This is a genomic window from Stenotrophomonas sp. PS02298 (assembly GCF_029959445.1).
Lineage (GTDB): Bacteria > Pseudomonadota > Gammaproteobacteria > Xanthomonadales > Xanthomonadaceae > Stenotrophomonas.
In genome coordinates, this window is record NZ_JASCOR010000020.1 from 21,935 (window position 1) to 41,896 (window position 19,962).

Annotated in this window: 15 protein-coding genes; 9 read left to right on the forward strand and 6 right to left on the reverse strand. The window is 63.4% G+C overall.

Annotated elements, in window-relative coordinates; translation table 11 throughout:
- Positions 1–33 precede the first annotated feature (33 nt).
- Positions 34–1,659: an ATP-binding protein gene (locus QMX78_RS05220; protein ID WP_282267247.1), complete on the reverse strand. Its 1,626-nt coding sequence runs from the start codon at positions 1,657–1,659 to the stop codon at positions 34–36.
- Between the two features lie 261 nt (positions 1,660–1,920).
- Between QMX78_RS05220 and sucC the strand changes: the two genes are divergently transcribed.
- The 5 genes from sucC (at position 1,921) to QMX78_RS05245 (ending at position 9,719) form a co-directional block, all read left to right on the forward strand.
- Positions 1,921–3,090, forward strand: coding sequence for an ADP-forming succinate--CoA ligase subunit beta (gene sucC, locus QMX78_RS05225; RefSeq protein WP_057629765.1), 1,170 nt, complete (start codon positions 1,921–1,923; stop codon positions 3,088–3,090).
- A gap of 21 nt (positions 3,091–3,111) precedes the next feature.
- Positions 3,112–3,987 carry a succinate--CoA ligase subunit alpha gene (gene sucD, locus QMX78_RS05230; RefSeq protein WP_282267250.1) on the forward strand — a complete coding sequence of 292 codons (876 nt, stop codon included), beginning with the start codon at positions 3,112–3,114 and terminating at the stop codon, positions 3,985–3,987.
- Between the two features lie 594 nt (positions 3,988–4,581).
- A complete protein-coding gene (locus QMX78_RS05235) occupies positions 4,582–4,962 on the forward strand; it encodes an endonuclease domain-containing protein (RefSeq protein WP_282267252.1) in 381 nt (126 codons plus the stop codon).
- Between the two features lies 1 nt (position 4,963).
- Positions 4,964–6,601 carry an NAD+ synthase gene (locus QMX78_RS05240; protein ID WP_282267254.1) on the forward strand — a complete coding sequence of 546 codons (1,638 nt, stop codon included), beginning with the start codon at positions 4,964–4,966 and terminating at the stop codon, positions 6,599–6,601.
- A gap of 508 nt (positions 6,602–7,109) precedes the next feature.
- Positions 7,110–9,719, forward strand: coding sequence for a TonB-dependent receptor (locus tag QMX78_RS05245; RefSeq protein WP_282267256.1), 2,610 nt, complete (start codon positions 7,110–7,112; stop codon positions 9,717–9,719).
- A gap of 591 nt (positions 9,720–10,310) precedes the next feature.
- On the opposite strand, the gene QMX78_RS05250 is transcribed toward QMX78_RS05245, so the two are convergent.
- Positions 10,311–11,195 carry an outer membrane protein assembly factor BamD gene (locus QMX78_RS05250; RefSeq protein ID WP_282267258.1) on the reverse strand — a complete coding sequence of 295 codons (885 nt, stop codon included), beginning with the start codon at positions 11,193–11,195 and terminating at the stop codon, positions 10,311–10,313.
- Between the two features lie 117 nt (positions 11,196–11,312).
- On the opposite strand from QMX78_RS05250, the gene rluD reads away from it, so the two are divergent.
- Genes rluD through QMX78_RS05270 form a run of 4 tightly spaced genes read left to right on the forward strand, consistent with a single transcriptional unit; the run spans position 11,313 to position 14,011 of the window.
- On the forward strand, positions 11,313–12,302 hold the full coding sequence (gene rluD, locus QMX78_RS05255) for a 23S rRNA pseudouridine(1911/1915/1917) synthase RluD (protein WP_282267260.1): 990 nt from the start codon (positions 11,313–11,315) through the stop codon (positions 12,300–12,302).
- Positions 12,302–13,081: a peptidoglycan editing factor PgeF gene (pgeF, locus tag QMX78_RS05260; RefSeq protein WP_282267262.1), complete on the forward strand. Its 780-nt coding sequence runs from the start codon at positions 12,302–12,304 to the stop codon at positions 13,079–13,081. Before rluD ends, pgeF begins: the two co-directional genes overlap by 1 nt.
- Positions 13,078–13,617, forward strand: coding sequence for a DUF4166 domain-containing protein (locus tag QMX78_RS05265; protein WP_282267264.1), 540 nt, complete (start codon positions 13,078–13,080; stop codon positions 13,615–13,617). The genes pgeF and QMX78_RS05265 overlap by 4 nt, the downstream gene beginning before the upstream one ends.
- Complete coding sequence (locus tag QMX78_RS05270; protein WP_282267265.1) at positions 13,610–14,011, forward strand: thiol-disulfide oxidoreductase DCC family protein; 402 nt, start codon at positions 13,610–13,612, stop codon at positions 14,009–14,011. Before QMX78_RS05265 ends, QMX78_RS05270 begins: the two co-directional genes overlap by 8 nt.
- A 259-nt stretch (positions 14,012–14,270) precedes the next feature.
- On the opposite strand, the gene otsA is transcribed toward QMX78_RS05270, so the two are convergent.
- The 4 genes from otsA to QMX78_RS05290 all read right to left on the reverse strand — a co-directional run bounded on the left by otsA (position 14,271) and on the right by QMX78_RS05290 (position 19,761).
- The gene (gene otsA, locus QMX78_RS05275; protein WP_282267266.1) at positions 14,271–15,638 is read right to left on the reverse strand and encodes an alpha,alpha-trehalose-phosphate synthase (UDP-forming); all 1,368 of its coding nucleotides are present in this window, start codon (positions 15,636–15,638) and stop codon (positions 14,271–14,273) included.
- Positions 15,635–17,413: a glycoside hydrolase family 15 protein gene (locus tag QMX78_RS05280; RefSeq protein WP_282267268.1), complete on the reverse strand. Its 1,779-nt coding sequence runs from the start codon at positions 17,411–17,413 to the stop codon at positions 15,635–15,637. Before QMX78_RS05280 ends, otsA begins: the two co-directional genes overlap by 4 nt.
- 54 nt (positions 17,414–17,467) lie before the next feature.
- Positions 17,468–18,214 (reverse strand): trehalose-phosphatase, encoded by a 747-nt coding sequence (otsB, locus tag QMX78_RS05285; RefSeq protein WP_282267270.1) that lies wholly within the window; start codon positions 18,212–18,214, stop codon positions 17,468–17,470.
- Positions 18,215–18,429: 215 nt separating this feature from the next.
- Positions 18,430–19,761: an OmpA family protein gene (locus QMX78_RS05290; protein WP_282267272.1), complete on the reverse strand. Its 1,332-nt coding sequence runs from the start codon at positions 19,759–19,761 to the stop codon at positions 18,430–18,432.
- Between the last annotated feature and the right edge of the window lie 201 nt (positions 19,762–19,962).

Genomic DNA, 19,962 nt, shown 5'->3' on the forward strand with positions numbered 1-19,962 from the left:
GTATGTCTACAAACGATTGCATCCAGAAACCGCTCATTGGCGCTCGCCGCGGGTGAATGCGGTTTTCGGGATGCTCAGGGTCAGCCGGAAGCAGGCTCCGCCAGCGGGAATCGACACATAGTCCAACTGGGCCTGATTGGCCCGGCAAAGCTCGCGGGCGATGTACAGGCCCAGTCCGGTGCCATGTTCGGAGGTGGTGTAGAACGGCCGGAACAGCTGGCTGGCGATGGCATCAGGAATGCCCGGACCGCGGTCCATGATGTCGATGACCGCGTTGCGTTCGGCCGAGGCGACACGGATGCGGATACGTGCCGCTTCATCGGCGATCCGGCCATATTTGAGGGCGTTGTGGACCAGGGCCGTCAGTACCTGGTGCAGGTGCCGGGGGTCGATCATCGCTATCACCGATGGCTCGCGGATCACCGCTTCCAGACTGTCGTTTTCAAGTGACAGGGTCTGCCGGTACTCGATCACGAAGCGGCGGACGAAGGCGGCCAGGTCCAGATTCTCGGGATTTGCCCGTTCGCGTCGGGCCAGCGCCAGCACGCTCTCGACGATGCCATTGGTGCGCTGGCATTGCTGGTGGATGATCTGGAGCAGGCGCCGGTCGGCCTCGCCTATGTCCTCGGACTCCTCCAACAGCTGGGTGGCATAGTTGATGGCCGCCAGCGGGTTGCGTATCTCATGGGCAAGACTGGCGGAGAAACGGCCCAAGGTCGAGAGGGTCAGTGATTCGGCCCGGCGTGAGACCACCGTAGTGTCGTCGAGGAAGATCAGCGACATGTCGCTGTCGGCCAGCAGGCGCGCAAAGCGCGGCAGCACTTCGGCCTGCTCGGGGGCGAGCTGTAGCGGTTGTTCGTCTTCATGCCAGCCATTGCGCCAGCGCTGCAGGCGCCGCGCCAATTCAGGCGAAGCAATGCTCAGCGCGACACGCTCGGTGGCCAGCGCGCCCTCCATGTCACCGAGCAGGGCGGTCGCCGCCTCGTTGGCCAGGGTGATCTGGCCACTGGTGTCCACCACCAGCACGCCGGTACGCATGCGGCGGATGATCAGCTCGTTCACTTCGAACAGGTTGGCTACTTCTGCGCCACGTTGATCCGCCAACTGCTGGGTGCGGCGGGTGCGGCTGCCGATCTGGTAGGCGATGAAGGCCAGTGCAAGATAGCTGGTGACGAACATCGCCAGCTCGGCCAGCGTACGCAGGTTGTCGCTGCCTTCGAAAGCCTGCCACACATACTCGGTGACGCTGGCGGCAGCGGCCAGCAGCGCCAGCAGCATGGCGCGTGACAACGGCAGCAGGAGGGCGGCCGCGGCGATGTTGAACAGCAGCGACATCGAGATGCCGGCACTGGCGCCGGGCAGGGCATGGCTCAGCAGGGTGGCTGCGGTGATGTCGACCAGCAGGCTGCCGAACACGATCGGTTGCAACCAGCGCTCGTTGCGGCCCCAGGCCAGTAGTGCGAGGGCTACCAGCAGATAGAGGATGGTGACGGTTTCGGCCAACCGCAGCTGGTGCGCCTCACCTGCGAACGGGGTCAGCGGGCTGAAGACCAGCGCGGCCAGCAGGGTGGCGATCAGCACCCGGTACAGGGCGAAGAAATACAGCTCGCGACGCGGTATCGATTCGATGCGGTCTATGAGCGAGGTGCTGGGGGCCAAGCCGGAACTCCTATCCAAGCGTTAACCCACCAAGTATAGGTGCGCACGGGCTGCTGCACGACACGCGCGCGGCGCCCCCTATTCAGAGGCAAGTTGCTGAAAAATCGCCAGAAAACATGCCGGACTTGGCCATTTGTACAGACTTCTTTGCGCCCCGGCGCTGGCTCGGCCACAATAGTGGGCCCGCCGCAGTCCTTGCCGGCGCCCCCAAGCCGGGGCCCGAGGAGATGCGTGCGGTCGTTCCTATTCCCACGGTGACGCATGAATTTCCACGAGTACCAGTCAAAACAACTGCTTGCCGAATACGGCATCCCGGTCCCGGCCGGCAAGGTCGCTGCGACCCCGGACGAGGCTGTAGCTGCTGCCCAGTCGCTGGGCCAGGGCCCCTGGATGGTCAAGGCTCAGATCCACGCTGGCGGCCGCGGCAAGGCTGGCGGCGTCAAGTTCTGCAAGACCACCGACGACGTCAAGGCCGCTGCGGCCAAGATGCTCGGCACCAAGATGGCCACCTACCAGACCGCAGGCGTCGAGCTGCCGGTCAACCTGGTGCTGGTGACCACCGCCGGTGAGATCGTCAAGGAGCTGTACCTGTCGGTGCTGGTTGACCGTGGCACCAAGACCATCACCTACATCGCTTCTTCGGAAGGCGGCGTGGAGATCGAGCAGGTTGCTGCCGAGACCCCGGAACTGATCCACTCGCTCAACGTCGATTTCGTTGAAGGCGTGCAGGGCTACCACGGCCGTGATTTCGGCTTCAAGCTGGGCCTGACCGCCAAGCAGGCTGGCCAGTTCGCCAGCATCATGGTCAACCTGTACCGCCTGTTCAACGAAAAGGACCTGGCGCTGGTTGAAATCAACCCGCTGGCCATCCTGGACGACGGCAACCTGTACGCGCTGGACGGCAAGTTCGACAGCGACGACAACGCCGCGTTCCGCCAGAAGGCGCTGGTCGCCATGCGCGACAAGACCCAGGAAGACCCGACCGAAGTGATCGCTTCGGAGCTGGACATCAACTACGTCACCATGGACGGCAACATCGGCTGCATGGTCAACGGCGCAGGCCTGGCCATGGCCACCATGGACGTCATCAAGCTCAACGGCGGCGAGCCGGCGAACTTCCTGGACGTGGGCGGCGGTGCCAACAAGCAGCGCGTCATTGAAGCCTTCAAGCTGATCCTGTCCTCGGACAAGGTCGAAGGCATCTTCGTCAACATCTTCGGCGGCATCGTCCGTTGCGACATGATTGCCGAAGGCATCATCGCCGCCGTGAAGGAAGTTGGCGTCAAGGTTCCGGTGGTGGTGCGCCTAGAAGGCACCAACGTGGAAGAAGGCAAGCAGCTGCTGCGTGACAGCGGCATGGCCATCATCCCGGCTGACAACATCAACGATGGCGCCAAGAAGATCGTTGAAGCTGTCAAGAACGCCGCCTGATCCGACACCGAAGGAAATCCAATGTCAGTTTTGATCAACAAGAACACCAAGGTGATCGTGCAGGGCTTTACCGGCCAGCAGGGCACCTTCCACGCCACTCAGATGATCGAGTACGGCACCCAGGTTGTCGGCGGCGTGACCCCGGGCAAGGGCGGCACCACCCACATCGACCTGCCGGTGTTCAACACCGTGGCCGATGCCGTGCAGAGCACCGGCGCCAATGCCTCGGTCATCTACGTGCCGCCGCCGTACGCGGCTGACGCGATCCTGGAAGCCGCTGCTGCCGGCATCAAGGTCATCGTCTGCATCACCGAAGGCATCCCGGTGCTGGACATGCTGCGCGTCAAGAACGTGCTGACCCGTTCGCATCCGGACACCGTGCTGATCGGGCCGAACTGCCCCGGCGTGATCACCCCGGGCGAGTGCAAGATCGGCATCATGCCGGGCCACATCCACATGCCGGGCAAGATCGGCATCGTGTCGCGTTCGGGCACCCTGACCTATGAAGCGGTCAAGCAGACCACGGAAGTGGGCTTGGGCCAGTCGACCTGCATCGGTATCGGCGGCGACCCGATCAACGGCCTGAACTTCGTTGACTGCCTGAAGCTGTTCAACGAAGACCCGCAGACCGAAGGCATCATCATGGTTGGCGAAATCGGCGGCGACGCTGAAGAAGCCGGTGCGGAGTACATCAAGAACCACGTGAAGAAGCCGGTTGTCGGCTTCATCGCTGGTGCATCGGCTCCGGCCGGCAAGCGCATGGGCCACGCTGGTGCGATCGCATCGGGCGGCAAGGGCACGGCTGAGGGCAAGTTCGCAGCGATGGAAGCTGCTGGCGTTGTCACCGTCCGTTCGCCGGGCGACCTGGGCGCTGCCATCGCGAAGCTGGTCAAGTAAGACTGCGCTTCAGTGATTTGAGAAAGGCCACCTTCGGGTGGCCTTTCTTATTTCTGGGGGGCGGGGGTAAAAGCCAAGAACAAAAGCAACATCTAAGAGCCTGCCCTCACCCCTACCCCTCTCCCGCAGGCGGGAGAGGGGCCAGCCCAAGCCACACCCACAGCCAAAGCCAGAGCCCAAGCCAGAGCCCAAGCCAAAGCCAAAGCCTAAGCCTAAGCCTAAGCCACAGCCACAGCCACAGCCACAGCCGGGGCCAGGGCCAGGGCTGAATTCCAAGTCGACGTTAGACCACTGACTAAAGCTCATCTTTTGCACTGGCTGTAGCTTTGGCTTTGGCTTTGGCTTTGGCTGTGGCTTGGGCTTGGGCTCTGGCTCTGGTTCTAGCTCCGGCAGTTGCTTTCCCCTCTCCCGCCTGCGGGAGAGGGGTAGGGGTGAGGGGAAGCTCTGGCTTTTTGCCGTGAGCCTCTCCCATCGTTATCTGCCCGCTCGAAGGCAGCGCCCCAAAAGCCCAAAATCGTTACATCCAAAAGCGCGCTTTCCCTGATTTCAGCCGCCGCCTTGCCAGGTAATCGTCTCTTTGCAAAGGAGGCAACCATGCGTAAAGGCAGCAAAACCAACAGCGCCCGAGCCCTGCGCCGGCGTATGACCGATGCCGAGCACCGTATCTGGTATTTCCTCAGGGGCCGCCACCTGGTCGGCTTCAAATTCCGGCGGCAACACCCCATCGGGCCTTATGTCGTGGATTTCGTCTGCCTGGAGCAAAAACTGGTCATCGAACTCGACGGCGGCCAACACGCATCCGACCCCAACGACCCCCATCGCGACGCCTTCCTGCAACGCAACGGCTACCGCGTGCTGCGCTTCTGGAATAATGAGGCCCTGAGCCATACCGCCGCGGTCTGCGAAAGCATCCTGCGGGCGGCATCGGTAACACCAAGCCCCCGCAGGGTGCGGGGCCAAGCAGAAGGTTGTTGATATGTCCGAATCGCTACGCATCGCCCTGGCCCAGTTCGATTTCCCGGTCGGGGACGTGGACGGCAACGCCAGCCGCATCATCGAACTGATGCAGGAGGCGCGTGACGAATACGGTGCCGATGTGGTGCTGTTCCCGGAACTTGCCATCAGCGGCTATCCGCCGGAAGACCTGCTGATGCGCCCCGGCTTCCTGACCAGCTGCGAGCAGGCTTTGGCGCGGGTTGCCGCCGAAGTGCAGGGCATCGTCGCCGTGGTTGGTTGGCCGCAGACTGCCGGTACGGTGGTCTACAACGCCGCCAGCTTGCTGCGTGATGGTGCCGTCGCCACTACTTACCGCAAGCGTGAGCTGCCCAACTACGCCGTGTTCGACGAACGACGCTACTTCGACGTGGATCCGGACGGTGGCAACTGCGTGTTCGAGGTCAATGGCGTGAAGCTGGGTCTTGTGATCTGTGAAGACCTGTGGTTCGCCGAACCGCTGGCCGCCACTGTCAATGCGGGCGCCGAACTGGTGCTGGTGCCCAATGCCTCGCCATATGAACGTGGCAAGCACGCCCAGCGCGATGCGCTGCTGGCCGAGCGCAGCCGTGAGAGCGGCGCGGCCATCGCGTACGTCAACACTGTTGGCGGCCAGGATGCGGTGGTGTTTGATGGCGCTTCGGTCGTGGCCGATGGCGATGGCACCGTGCATCCGGCTGCCGTGGCGTTCACTGAAGAAATGCTGGTGGTCGAGTACAACGTCGCTGGGCGCAATTTCATGCCGCTGCGCTGGATCGATGATGGCGATGAAAGCATGGATGCATTGGCCTGGCGGGCGGTTACCCGCGGCATCCAGGACTATTGCGGCAAGAACGGTTTCAGCAAGATATGGCTGGGGCTGTCAGGGGGCATCGACTCTGCGCTGGTACTGGCGATGGCGGTCGATGCGCTTGGCGCCGACAACGTCACCGCAGTCAGCATGCCGTCGCGCTATACCGCTGACCTGTCCAATGATCTGGCGGTGGAGCAATGCCGTGCGCTCGGTGTGAAGCTGGAGACGGTGCCGATCGAGCTGGCGTTCCAGGGCTTGATGCAGTCGTTGTCGGCCATGTTCGAAGGGCAGGCGGCCGATGTCACCGAGGAAAACCTGCAGTCGCGCAGCCGGGGCGTGATTCTGATGGCGCTGAGCAACAAGTTCGGCGGCCTGGTGCTCACGACTGGCAACAAGAGCGAGTACGCGGTGGGTTACGCCACCATCTACGGCGACATGTGCGGCGGCTATGCGCCGCTGAAGGACTTGTACAAGACGGAGGTCTACGGTCTGTCCAAGTGGCGCAATACGGTGGGTGGCGCGCCGGTGATTCCGCCGGCGGTGATAAGCCGCGCACCCTCGGCCGAGCTGCGGGAGAACCAGACTGACCAGGACTCACTGCCGGCCTACGATGTACTGGATGGCATCCTGTACCGCTTCATTGATCAGGAACAGTCGCGCGAGGACATTGTTGCTGCCGGTTATGCGCCGGACGTCGTGGACCGGGTGCTGAAACTGGTGCGGATCAGCGAATGGAAGCGCCATCAGGCTGCACCGGGACCGAAGGTGTCGCGGCGTGCTTTTGGCCGCGAGCGCCGCTATCCCATCACCAATGGCTATCGCGGCTGATCGTCTGGCCGCCGGCAGGTGTAAACGGAAGGGGCCAACAGGCCCCTTCCGTCTGTTTCGCATTGGGGCTGTGACCTCCCTGGCCGCGTTGAGTGCGCGCTTTCCTCGGTGCGGATGTGGTGGTCCATGTCAGTTTGGGTTGGATGGCGCCTGACGTGTGGCAATCCAGCAATCTCTTCACGAAACAACGTCGGTTTTGGACAAATTCTCAACATGTTGGGGATGCAGGATGGAGCCACAAGAAAACACTGGTTCATCTCTCTCTCCTTGCCACTGCCCTGTCAGTGGCATTTTTTATGCGCGTGTGCGCCGCACATGGCGCGTTTGAGGCCGGCTGACACGGCATGACAAGAATCACCGTGCCTGCTGCCACGCAGCGAAAAACAGCGGCGAAATTCGATCGTTAATTTTCCGTCAGGCCGATGCGATTGGTGTCATCCAGCGCAGCGTCCCAGTAACGGTTCTGAGCGATCAGGACGTGTCCTTCTTCATCTGGAACACGCTAACAATGAAAAAGAATAAGTTGAACTCCGGCCTGCGCCGGGGCGCCCTGGTTGTTGCCATTGGCCTGTCCATCAGCGGAACAACGCTGGCGCAGGAAACTCAAGCGAACGGCAACGCCACCACGTTGGACCGCATCGAGATCACCGGTTCGCGCATCAAGCGTGCAGACGTGGAAGGTGCATTGCCGATTACCGTGATCGGTCGCGAAGACATCGAAGTAAGCGGAAAGGCCACCGTGGCCGACATCCTGCAGAGCTCCAGTTTCAACTCCTTTGGTTCGTTCGTGCCGAGCTCTGGCAGCTCGGCGCAATCGTTTGCTGGCCTGAGCCTGCGCGGGCTGGGCGAAGGTCGTACCCTGATCCTGATCGACGGTCGCCGCGCAGCGGTATCGCCGTTGACCGGTGAAGGGCAGGACCTGAGTTCGATTCCGGCGGCAGCAGTGGAGCGCATCGAAGTGCTGACCGACGGCGCATCGGCGATCTACGGCGCCGACGCCATTGGTGGCGTGGTCAATGTGATCACCCGCAAGAACTACGAAGGGTTCCAGGTCAGCGCTGGCATCACTGACAACAAGTATGGTGGCGATGCGTCGGAAGGCTCGGTGCTGTTTGGTGCCGCAGGTGAGCGCGGCTCGGTGATGGGTGGTATCTCCTACACCAACCAGAAGATCAGCTTCGTGCGCGATTACCCCTGGTCGGATACCGTGGCCGGCTCCTCGTATTCCAACAATTACCTCAATGTGCTGACTGCCGCCGATGGCAGCACCATTCCCGGTTCCAACCTCTACACCAAGAACAGCTCGGTGGTGCCGGGGGGTTGCTCGGGCACCAATTTCTACGAGAGCACCAGCAGCACTGGCCGCACCAGCTGCCTGTACAACTATGTCGGCGACATGGCTGATACCGCCAGCATCAAGAACAAGAACCTGTTCCTGCGCAGCGAATACAGCATCGACGATGTCTGGACCGTCAACGCCGATATCTACGTCAACCGGAAGAACAGCGACAGCGTCTACGCGCCGGTGCCGGAAAGCATCTTCGTCAGCGCCGACAGCCCGAACAACACCACCGGCCAGGATGCTTACATCAAGCACCGCTTCGCCGCCTTGGGTAATCGCTTCACCTATACCGACGAGAACAGCCATGACGTCAACCTCAGTCTGCATGGCCAGCTGACTGACAGCACCGCGGTTGATTTCGGCGTGCGCAGCAATGAGTCGCGCGCAACCATCACCGGCTACAACTACGTGAACATCCCGGTGGCGGAGAAATATTTCGAATCGGGTGAGTACAACGTTTTTGATCCGTACTCCAACTCGGCTGCGGTGCTGGATGCCATCGCCACCACCATCAACCGCAATACCTACTACAAGCAGCAGGAGGTCAATGCGCAGTTGACCACGGATCTGTTCGAGTTGCCCGGCGGCGTGTCGGCACTGGCGGTCGGCGGCGAGTACAGCAAGCACGACTACTCGGACATCTACGACCAGCAGTCTGCCGCCGGCAATGTTGGTGGTTCCTCGGGCAACTCGGCCTGGGGTGATCGCACACTGAGTTCGGTCTATGCTGAGTGGAGCCTGCCGATCTTCAACAACTTCTCGGCGGACGTGGCGCTGCGTTACGACCATTATTCCGACTTTGGTGACGCTACCTCCCCCAAGCTGTCGCTGCGCTACCAGCCGTTGCATAACCTGACCTTCCGTACCTCCTACGGTGAAGGCTTCCGCGCGCCCACCTTGCAGGCGCTGAACCAGCAGACCGCCTTCTCTGCCGATACGGTGACCGATGAAGCCACGGCGCTGGCTTACGGTCTGGCGGCTTCAAGCTCCATCCAGATCAACGGCTACCATGTCGCCAACCCGGACCTGAAGGCCGAGACCTCCAAGCAGTTCAGCTTTGGCGTGGTGTATGACCCGTTCTCCTGGGCCAACATCACCGTGGACTACTGGAACACCAAGATCGAGAACCAGATCAAGTGGTATTCCGCGCAGACGGTGATCAACCGTACCGAGCTGGGCCAGTTCCTGCCGGACAACCTGTCGGTGGTGCGCAATACCGACGGTTCGATCCAGTCGGTATATGCCGGCTACGGCAATGAAGGCCTGGTCAAGACCGATGGTGTGGACCTCAACATCCGCACCCAGTTCGACTTCGACAACTGGGGCAAGCTGACTTCATCGTTGCAGGGTTCCTGGACACACAGCTACAAGGTCGACAGCCGCTACGGCTCGGACGAATACGTGGGCACCAGCGGTTATCCGGAATGGCGTGCCAACCTCAATACCCGCTGGGAGCGCGGCGATTGGAGTGTGGCCTGGACCATGAACATGATCGGCTACGAGCCGGGTTACTACGTGGACTACTACCAGGGCGATTACAGCTGCTCGGAGTTGAAGTCCGAGGGTTACGTGAAGCGTTGTGGTGGGGCCTACATCACCCATGACCTGCAGTTCGCGTACAACACCCCGTGGAAGGCGAGCATCTCGCTGGGCGTGCGCAACCTGACCAACAAGGCGCCGGTGTACGACGTGGCGTACTCGCCGACCAACTTCAACAACTATCTGTACAACGGCTACGGCCGGCAGTTGTATATGCGTTACACGCAGAGCTTCTGAGTTTGAGTTGGTTTGAGTGATGTGAGCGGCCCCGGCGACGGGGCCGCTTTCTGTTTTGGCGCACTGCCAGTGCGCGCATTGCTAGCCCCTCTCCCGCAAGCGGGGTGAGAGGAGCAGCTTGCGAACCACTGGTTCGCTGCTCCTTGAACGACCTTGCGCCAGCGCAAGGGCCGGGGCGCGGAGCGGGGGGGGAGGGCTGGGCGAAGCCGGGATGGTGAACCTGGGCAACGACTGCCGGAGTTCCAAGGCACAAAGCACAAAGCACAAAGCACAAAGCTCCCCCCATCCGCCCTTCGGGCACCTTCCCCCGCAAGCGGGAGAAGAAGGCCACAGCCCAAGCCACAGGCCACAGCCCAAGCCACAGGCCACAGCCCAAGCCACAGGCCACAGCCCAAGCCACAGGCCACAGCCCAAGCCACAGGCCACAGCCCAAGCCAAAGCCAAAGGCCGAAGCCAAAGGCCGAAGCCAAAGGCCGAAGCCAAAGCCAAAGCCAAAGCCAAAGCCAAAGGCCCCAGCTTCCTGTTGCCGAATCGCAGAAACACGAAAGGGGCCCCAAGGCCCCTTCCTGATCACCACATTAGCGCAGCAGCTTACTTGCCGCGGTTCATCGTGGCGTTGCTCTGGCCGGTGGCCACCGAGCGCTCACCCGCGAACGGATTCAGCTTGCGGATCATCCACGGGTACTTCGGCCAGTTGCCAGCCAGCCACGGGTGCTCCGGCTGGTTCAGCTGCAGCACGCGACGGGCGTCGTCGGCCAGGGTCTTGTTGCCGAGGTTGGTGTAGGCCTCGCCGAGCAGCGCGACGGCGTCGTACTGGAAGGCGCTCTGCGGGTAGGTCTCCAGCAGGTAGTTGGCGCGGCCAACCACCGACACCCAGGCGCCGCGACGGGCGTAGTACAGCGCATCGTCCAGCTCATGCTGGGCGAACACGTCGCGCAGTTCGATCATGCGCTGGCGTGCATCGGCGGCATAGCGGCTGTTCGGGTAGCGCTCGGTGACGATGTTGAAATCGGCATAGGCTTGGCGCGGGGTCGACAGATCGCGGCGGCTCGGGTCCAGCGACCATACGCGGCGCAGGAAAACCGTATCGCGGTTGCCGTTGGCAAGACCGCGCAGGTAGTACAGGTACGCGATGTTGCGGTGGGTCGGGTAGGTACGGATGAAGCGGTCGATGCTCGACACGGCGTCATCGTTCTTGCCGGCCTTGTACTGGGCATAGGCGCTTTCGATCATCGCCTGCTCGGTGTACGGGCCGTAAGGGTACTGTGCAATCAAGCGCTTGAAGCTGGTTTCGGCGCCGGACCAATTGCCGCCCTCCATCAGCTTGTGGCTCTTTTCAAACAGTTGTTCGACCGGCGCGCCTTCGTCGGCGTCCTTCTTGGCGCCGCGGTGGCAACCAGTGGCGACGAAGACCAAAACCAGCAGCAGGGCGGTGAGGCGGACGGGCGCGGACAGCAGCGAAGAGCGTCGGATCATGGGTTCAGGGCAGGACGCGGCAGGAATACGAAGGGGCGATGATAGCCTAGTGGCCTGTCCTGCGACTGACTGTTGTCGCCTGGACCCCATAATTTCGTCTTTAGCCGGTCTTTGCCCATGTCCGAGAACATCTCTTCCAGCCCGCGCCACGCGCAGGTTCCCGATTCCGCCGCCGGTCGTCGCTTCGACGCGGTCCTGGCCGAATTGTTCCCCGAATTCTCCCGTTCGCGCCTGACCGAATGGATCAAATCCGGCGCAGTTCTGCTTGATGGCGAGCCCGTGCGCCCGCGCGACCCGGTCCGCGGCGGGGAGATCGCCACCCTGAATGCGGTGCTGGAGGTCGAAGTCCATGCGCTGCCGGAGGACATCCCCTTGTCGGTCCTGTACGAGGACGAACACGTGTTCGTGATCGACAAGCCGGCCGGCCTGGTGGTCCACCCCGGCGCCGGCAACCCCAGCGGCACCCTGCTCAACGCGCTGCTGTTCCGGGACCCGGACATCGCCAAGGTGCCGCGCGCCGGCGTGGTCCACCGCCTCGACAAGGACACCAGCGGCGTCATGGTGGTGGCCCGTACCGTGCAGGCGCAGACCGCGCTGGTTGAGCAGCTGTCCGCGCGTGAAGTGCATCGCCAGTATCTGGCGGTGGTGGTCGGCGCATTGGTCTCTGGCGGCACCGCTGATGCCCCGATCGACCGCCATGCGCGCGACCGCCTGAAGATGGGCGTGCGCGAGGACGGCAAGGAAGCGGTGACCCATTACCGCCTGCGCGAACGCTTCCGCGCCCATACCGCGCTGGAATGCCGCCTGGAAACCGGCCGTACCCACCAGATCCGCGTGCACATGGCGCACCTGAAGCACGCCATCGTCGGTGATCCGCTGTACGGCGGCTCGCTGAAGCTGCCCAAGGGCGCCACCGACGAGCTGGTCGCGGCACTGCGCGGCTTCAAGCGCCAGGCCCTGCACGCCGAGACGCTGGAATTCCAGCATCCGATCACCGGCGAGACCATCAGCAACACCGCGCCGGTGCCGGCCGATCTGCTGGCGCTGATGAAGGCGCTGCGTGAGGACTCCAAGGCTTTCGCCGAGCGCGAGCGAGGCCGCTGGTAATGGCGGAGGCGAGCCCGCTGTGGCTGGCCGACTGGCCTGCGCCCCCAGGGGTGCGGGCCTTCACCACGATGCGCCATGGCGCCGGCGGCTCGCAGCCCCCGTTTGACAGTTTCAACCTGGGTAACCGGACCGCCGCCGATGGCGACGATCCGGCCCAGGTGCAGCGCAACCGCGATGAACTGCATCAACTGGCGAAGCTGCCGTCGGCGGCGCACTGGTTGCGCCAGGTGCACAGCAGCGTGGCGCTGCGTTTCGACGCACCACCACAGGCGCAGGGGCTGGACGCCGAGCCAACCGCCGATGCCTCGGTGACCTCGGTGCCTGGCGTGGTGCTGGCCATCCTCACCGCTGACTGCCTGCCGGTGGTGTTCGCGGCCCGCGACGGCAGCGAAGTGGCGGCTGCCCATGCCGGCTGGGGTGGGTTGGCGCGCGGCATGCTGGAGAACACGCTGGCCGCGATGCACACGCCTGCCGAGGCGCTGGTAGCGTGGATAGGCCCTGCGGCCGGTCCAGCCCTGTACGAGGTCGGCGTGGACGTGCGCGAGGCCTTCCTGGCGCATTCCAGCGCCGCTGAGAGCCACTTCGCAGCGACCCGGCCCGGCCACTGGAAGGTGGACCTGCCTGGGCTTGCGCGACAGCGGTTGGTGGCTGCAGGCATGCAGCCGGCGGCAATCCACGGCGGCGACCTGTGCACCATGGCCGACCCGCAGCGCTGGTTCTCGCACCGTCGCGACCAACGCAGCGGCCGTATCGCCACCCTGGTGTGGATTGAGCCTTGACCAGGCCGCTGTTCGCACAGGTGCTGGGTCCGGCGTTTGAACGTTTGGCCCCGCAGGTGCGTGCATTGCACTCGGTCGCCGCGCGCCAGCGCTGGAGCGGGCAGGGCGAAGTGCTGCGCGGCAGCCATTGGCTGGTAGCGCCCTGCGCCTGGTTGGCGCGGCTGCCGCCAACCTCCAGCGTGCCGGTGACGGTGGAGTTCGTGGTTGATGCCAGCGGAGAACGCTGGAACCGCCGATTCGGCCCCGCGCGCATGGCTTCGCGCTTGTGGCAGCGCGATGGGCAGCTGTTCGAGCAGCTTGGCGCGGTGCGCTTCCGTTTCGGATTGCGCGAGGAGGCTGGCCAGATCCTGTGGCGGGCCGAGCGTGTCTGGGCCTTCGGTGTGTTGCCGTTGCCGACGCGCTGGTTCGCGCAGGTGCATTGCCGCGAGCGTGAGCAGGCTGGGCGCTATGAATTCCTGGTGGATGTGTCGATGCCGCTGATCGGGCGGCTGATCCGTTACGAAGGCTGGTTGTTACCGGAGGGCGCGCATGGCTGAGCCGGCGGTGATCGTGTTTGATGGCGTCTGCGCGTTGTGCAGCCGCTGGGTGCGCTTCCTGCTGCGGTTCGATCGTGCCGGTCGCTACCGGTTCGCGGCGATGCAGGGCGGGCAGGGGCGTGCTTTATTGGCCGCGCATGGGCTGGACCCGGACGATCCCTTGTCGTTCCTGTTGGTCACCGAGGGTGTGGCGTATACCGACACCGACGCGATTCTGCGGGTGGTGACCGGATTGGGCGGGGCTTGGCGGCTGGCTGGGCTTGTGCGGGTCTTGCCGGCTTCTGTGCGGGACCCTGCGTATCGCTGGTTGGCGCGGAATCGGTACCGCTGGTTTGGGCGACATGAGAGCTGTTTTCTGCCGAGCGCTGAGCAGCGTGGGCGGTTTTTGGATTGAGTGGGTTTGATCAGGGGCCGCGCTAGAAGCTTCCCCTCACCCCAACCCCCGCTCCGCGCCCCGGCCCTTGCGCTGGCGCAAGGTCGTTCAAGGAGCAGCGAACCAGTGGTTCGCAAGCTGCTCCTCTCACCCCGCAGGCGGGAGAGGGGCTAGCAATGTGTCGGCTGCTAGTGCACTACGAGTGCAAGCGATGCGAGCCCCTCTCCCGTTTACGGGAGAGGGGTTGGGGTGAGGGCAGGCTCTTGCCTTCGCTCCAGCCCTAATCCCCCTCCAACGCCAACAGATAATCCCGCCGCCAGCGGTGGATGTCATGCGTACGCAGGTGCTCCATCATCGCGCGCCAGCGCTCGATCCGCTCTGCCCGCGGCATGTTGGCGGCTGTCGCTATCGCATCGGCAACACCATCCAGATCGTGCGGATTGACCAGCAGCGCCTGCTTCAATTCATCCGCCGCGCCAGCCAATAGTGACAACACCAACATGCCTGGATTCTCTGGGTCCTGCGCAGCGATGTACTCCTTGGCGACCAGGTTCATGCCGTCGCGCAACGGCGTTACCAAGCCTACTGCCGCTTGCCGATAGAACCCGGTGAGGGTGCTGTGCGCATAGTTCTGGTTGACGTAGCGCAGCGGTGTCCAATCGGCTTCGGCATGACTGCCGTTGATATGCCCGGCCAGACGTTCCAGATCGCCACGCAGTTTGCGGTACTCGTTGACGCTGCCACGGGATACCGGCGCGATCTGTAGGTAGGTCATATCGCCTTTCTGCTGTGGATAACGCTGCAGGTAACGCTCGAAACCGTGGAAGCGTTCTGGCAGGCCCTTGGAGTAATCCAGCCGGTCCACGCCGATTACCAGCTTGCGGTGCTGCAGGCTCTGCCGCAGGTCGCGCACCGGCTTGTTGCTGGCCGCGCTGCGGGCCTGCCGCGCGATGTGCTCGGTATCGATGCCGATCGGGAATGCGGAGGTACGCACGCGGCGACCGTCGGGTGCCTTGATCCAGTCGCTGTCGATCAAGGTGCCGCCGCCGAACAGGCGCACATAGGACTGGAAGCGGTCCACGTCACGGCGGGTCTGGAAGCCGAGCAGATCGTACGAATACAGCGCCGAGAACAGTGAGCGGTGGTCGGGCAGGGCCTGGATGAGGTCGGCCGAGGGAACCGGCACGTGCAGGAAGAAGCCAATCCGGCAGGCGATGCCGCGCTCACGCAGCAACGCCGCCAATGGGATCAGGTGGTAGTCGTGGATCCACACCGTGTCGTCGTCGCGCAGCAGTGGAGCCAGCGTATCGGCGAACAATCGATTGACCTTCCAGTAGCCCTCGCGCTTGCGCCGGTCGTAGTCCACCAGATCCAAGCGGAAGTGGAGCAGCGGCCACAAGGCGCGGTTGGAAAAGCCGTTGTAGTAGCTGTCCAGATCGCTCTTGGACAGGTCCATCGTCAAATAGCGGATCGGCCCATCCTGCGCTTCATGCAGGGCACCGCTGTCGACATTGACGCTGCGTCCACTCCAGCCAAACCACAAACCGCCGCGTTCGCTGAGCGCCGCCAACAGGCCGGTGGCCAGTCCGCCGGCGCGGGTCTCGCCCGGCAGTGCCACCCGATTGGACACCACGACCAATCGGCTCACGACGCCTCCTGCCAGCTGCGCGACAAGCGCATCGCGGCGATCACCAATCCCACATGCGAGTAGGTCTGCGGGAAATTGCCCCAGGCCTTGCCGTCGAAGGCGAGGTCCTCGGATAGCAGGCCCAGGTGATTGCGCTGCTGCAGCAGGATCTCGAACATCTCGCGCGCTTCATCCATGCGCCCGATCGCGGCTAGTGCATCGATGTACCAGAACGTGCAGATGGTGAAGCTGGTTTCCGGTGTGCCGAAATCGTCCGGTGCGGTGTAGCGGTACAGCGCATTGCCGTGCTTCAGATCGCGGCCGATGGCCTCGACCGTGGCGATGAAGCGCGCGTCCTTGGCATCGATGAAGCCGATGTCGGCCAAAAGCAACAAGGACGCATCCAGCCGATGACCACCAAAGGTGTCGGTGAAATGGCCAAGCTGCTCGCTCCAGCTTTCGTGCATGATCCGTGCGTGGATCTGGTTGGCCCGTTCGCGCCAGTAGACGGCGCGGCCATCGAGTTTCAAGCGGGTTGCGATCTTCGACAGCCGGTCACAGGCCGCCCAGCACATCGCGCTGGTATAGGTATGCACTTCGGTGCGGCCACGGAATTCCCACAGTCCCGCATCCGGCACGTCATGCAGGGCGAAGGCCTGCTCGCCAAGAGGCTCCAAGCGCGCGTAGGTATGCGCATCGCCCGGGTCCTGCAGGCGCTGGTCGAAGAACAACTGGGTGGAGGCCAGCACCACGCTGCCGTAGACATCGTGCTGGCGCTGCACCCATGCCAGGTTGCCGCGGCGCACCGGCCCCATGTTGCGGTAGCCGGACAGAGTCGCCACCTCTTCCTCGTCGAGCTTGGCCTCGAAGCCGATGCCGTACAGCGGCTGCAGGCTGCCGTCGGTGCTGGCCAGGTTGAAGATGTAGCCGAGGAACTGCTCCATGGTGCGGGTCGCACCGAGCCGGTTGAGCGCGCGCACCACGAAGGCGGCATCGCGCAGCCAGCAATAGCGGTAGTCCCAGTTGCGGCTGCTGCCGGGGGCTTCCGGGATGGAGGTGGTCATCGCCGCGATGATCGCGCCGCTGTCCTCGTACTGGCACAGTTTCAAGGTGATGGCGCTGCGTATCACCGCGTCCTGCCATTCCAGCGGCACCGACAGGTAACGCACCCATTCGCGCCAGTAATCGCGGGTGCGCTGCATGGCTTCCTGTACGTAGCCGCTGAGCGAGCGGTTCAGCGATTCGTCCACGCCCAGCACCAGGTGCACGCGATGATTGAGCACGAAGGGCAGGGCATCGCGGACGAAGCGCACCGGTACATCGGTAGTCAGCCGCAGCACCAGATCCGGTAGCAACCAACGGATATGGTTGCTGCCCCAGGTGGTTTCCGGTTGCCGCGCACCCCAGTCGGCCAGCGGTCGTGCGCGCACGGTGATGCGCGGATTGCCGGACAGCGGCGTGACCTGGCGGATCAGGCTGACCGGCCGGTAGAATCGATCGTTCTGGCGCCAGCGCGGGGCGAAGTCGAGGATTTCCACCGCGCCGCCATGCGTATCGCGCAGCACGGTGCGCAGGATCGCGGTATTGGTGAGGTAGGACTGCTCGCTGTCGAGAAAGTCTTCCAGCTCGATGCCGAAGTCACCGCCGGGGTGCTGGTTGGGATTGAGCAGGGCGCAGAAGGCCGGGTCGCCATCGAAGCTGGGCAGGCAGCTCCAGACCACGCGCGCCTGCTTGTCTATCAGTGCACCGAAACTGCCATTGCCAACTACGCCAAGATCGAGGGTGGCGTCTTGCATTGCATTCTCCTTGTTGCGCGAACGCCGCTGGCGCCGCTGTTTCCTCCGGGTGGGTCAGATAATGGCTGCGCGCAGCCAAGCGTGTACGGCGGTGATGTCGGGCAGTGCTGCAACGGCCACGCTTTCGTTGCGCTGGCCGACAAGTACGCCAATGCCGCCGAGCTGCTGCGCGGCGTGGAAGCCGTGCTCGTCGGTCAGGTCGTCGCCGATGAAGACCGGGCGCCGGCCTTGGAAAGGCGGGTTTTGCATCAGTTGCTGCAGGGCGCGGCCCTTGTCGTGGCCGCTGCCGACGAACTCGATGACGTGGTTACCGGGTTGCAGGCGCACGTCATGGAGCTGCGGTAGTTGTGCGTTGGCGAAAGCGATCACGGCCGCGCCAGCATCCGGCGCATTGCGCCAGTGCAGGGCCAGCGCTTGGCCCTTGTTTTCGATCATGACGCCGGGATGGGCGTGTGCCAGTTGCATCGCGCGCTGGTGCAGTGTGTGCAACCAAGCTGCGGTGTCTGTCTGGGCGAGCTCTGCATCGAGGGAAGTGAGTAATTGCGCGCCGTGCAGGCCGGCCATGGGCAGGCGCAGCGGCGCGAACATGGCCTGCAGTTGGCTGACAGGACGGCCACTGAGCAGCGCCAGCGCGCCGCCGAGACGTTGCTGCACGCTGGCCAGCAGCGTGAGCAGGGACGGGGCGGGCGCCACCTTGTCCGGGTGGTCGGCAAAGGCGAGCAGGGTGCCGTCTACGTCGAGAAACAGTGCGTCGTCATCTGCCAGCGCCGGAGGGGGCGGTCGCTGTAGGTCATCAAGCATGCGGACACTATGCCGTAGCGGTTGTTACAGGAAGGTCATTTGGGGTGAATGGGGCTTGCTCTACGTGCTTCAAGAGCGCCCTCACCCCAACCCATCTCCCGCTTGCGGGAGAGGGGCTCACATTGTTTGCGCTCGTAGTGCACTAGCCCCTCTCCCGCCTGCGGGAGAGGGGTTGGGGTGAGGGCAAGCTTCTGCTCTTCACCCAATGCAAAGCATCACTTGGTAACCGCAAACTCGATCCGACGGTTCTGCGCACGCCCTTGCTCGGTGTCGTTGCTGGCACGCGGCTTTTCCTGGCCATAGCCCTTGGCGCTGAGCGTGTCGGCAGCAACACCGAGCTCGGCCAACTTGGCAACCACCGCATCCGCGCGCTGTTGGCTCAAGGTGACGTTGGCCGCTGCATCACCGGTGTTGTCGGTGTGTCCGCCTACCTCGATCTTCGTGCCTGCAGGTGCCTGCTTCATCGCATTGGCCGCGCTGGTCAGCGTTTCCAGACTGTCGCGGGTGATGGTGGCCGAACCTGTGTCGAAGTAGATGTTCATCAGGTTCAAGGCCTTGACCAGATCATCGCCGCTGAAGCCGGCTTTGAGGCCTGACAATGCCGCTGCCGCACGATCCCACAAGCCACTGATCTCGAAGCCGCCGAACAGGCTGCGCAGCTTGTCACTGACCGTGAAACGATCGGCTTCTGCCATGCCGCTGGTATCAATGCTGAGCTTGTCGCCATCGAAACCGAACTGCAGGCCCTTGGCTTTCAATTCCGGCAACGCAGCGATCAGCTTGTCCAGCCAACCCGCTGGCAGGGTCGCCTGATCAACGGTGATGTTGCCGGCCAGATTGCCTTCGCCGAAGTTGGCTTTCAACGCATCCCACAAGCGGGTCTTGTCGGCCTCGCTGGCGAGCTGGCCACTGACCGTGATCTTGCCGTCGGTGTTGTCGAAACCGAAGCGTGGATTGGCCTGGACCACGGGGGCTGCGGGCTGTGTGCTTGCAACCGATTCGACCGGCGCTGGCGCAACCACTTCTTCTTTCTTGCAGCTGCGGAACAGCAAGAAGGCTACAAGCAGGAGAATCAGCGGGATCAACCATTTCCAGAAGCCGCCCGATGCCTTGGCGGGTACCGTGCCACCACCGCTGTAGCCAGCGGCAGGCGTGGTGGTGTCGAACCAGCGGTCGTAATCCGCTGGACGGGAACTGGGGATGCTGCCGCCGGGCGTCAATTGACCAACGATCTTGGGGAGGAGCCATGCGCCGGCCATGTTGACTGCTGCGGCCGGAATGCCGAGTTTGCTGGCAATGCCGCCGGCAAGGTTCTGGCCGAAGCCGGCGCTGAACTGGTCCGGTTGCAGGACGTTGTCGCCTGGCGTGGTACCTATCCACGACGAGAACAGGCCATCGAGACCTGCGTCGGTAAAGCGCTTCTGCAGTCCGGCGAAGCCGCCGTTGGCTGGATCGAAAATATCATCGACAAGCTGGCGCACGAGGCGCCCTGCATTGTCGCCGAGATGAAAGCGGCTGGCCGCTTCGCGAATCAACGACTCGAACATATACGCCTCCGCAAGGGATGAACCGGGCTGGAATGTGCCGGCAGGCGTAAGGAGCGCCCAGCGCTGTTAAAGCTGGATGAATTCGGGGGTTTTGGGGCTCTTTAGCTAGAAGCTTCCCCTCACCCCAACCCCTCTCCCGCTTGCGGGAGAGGGGCTCGGAACGCTTGCGCTCGTAGTGCACTAGCCCCTCTCCCGCAAGCG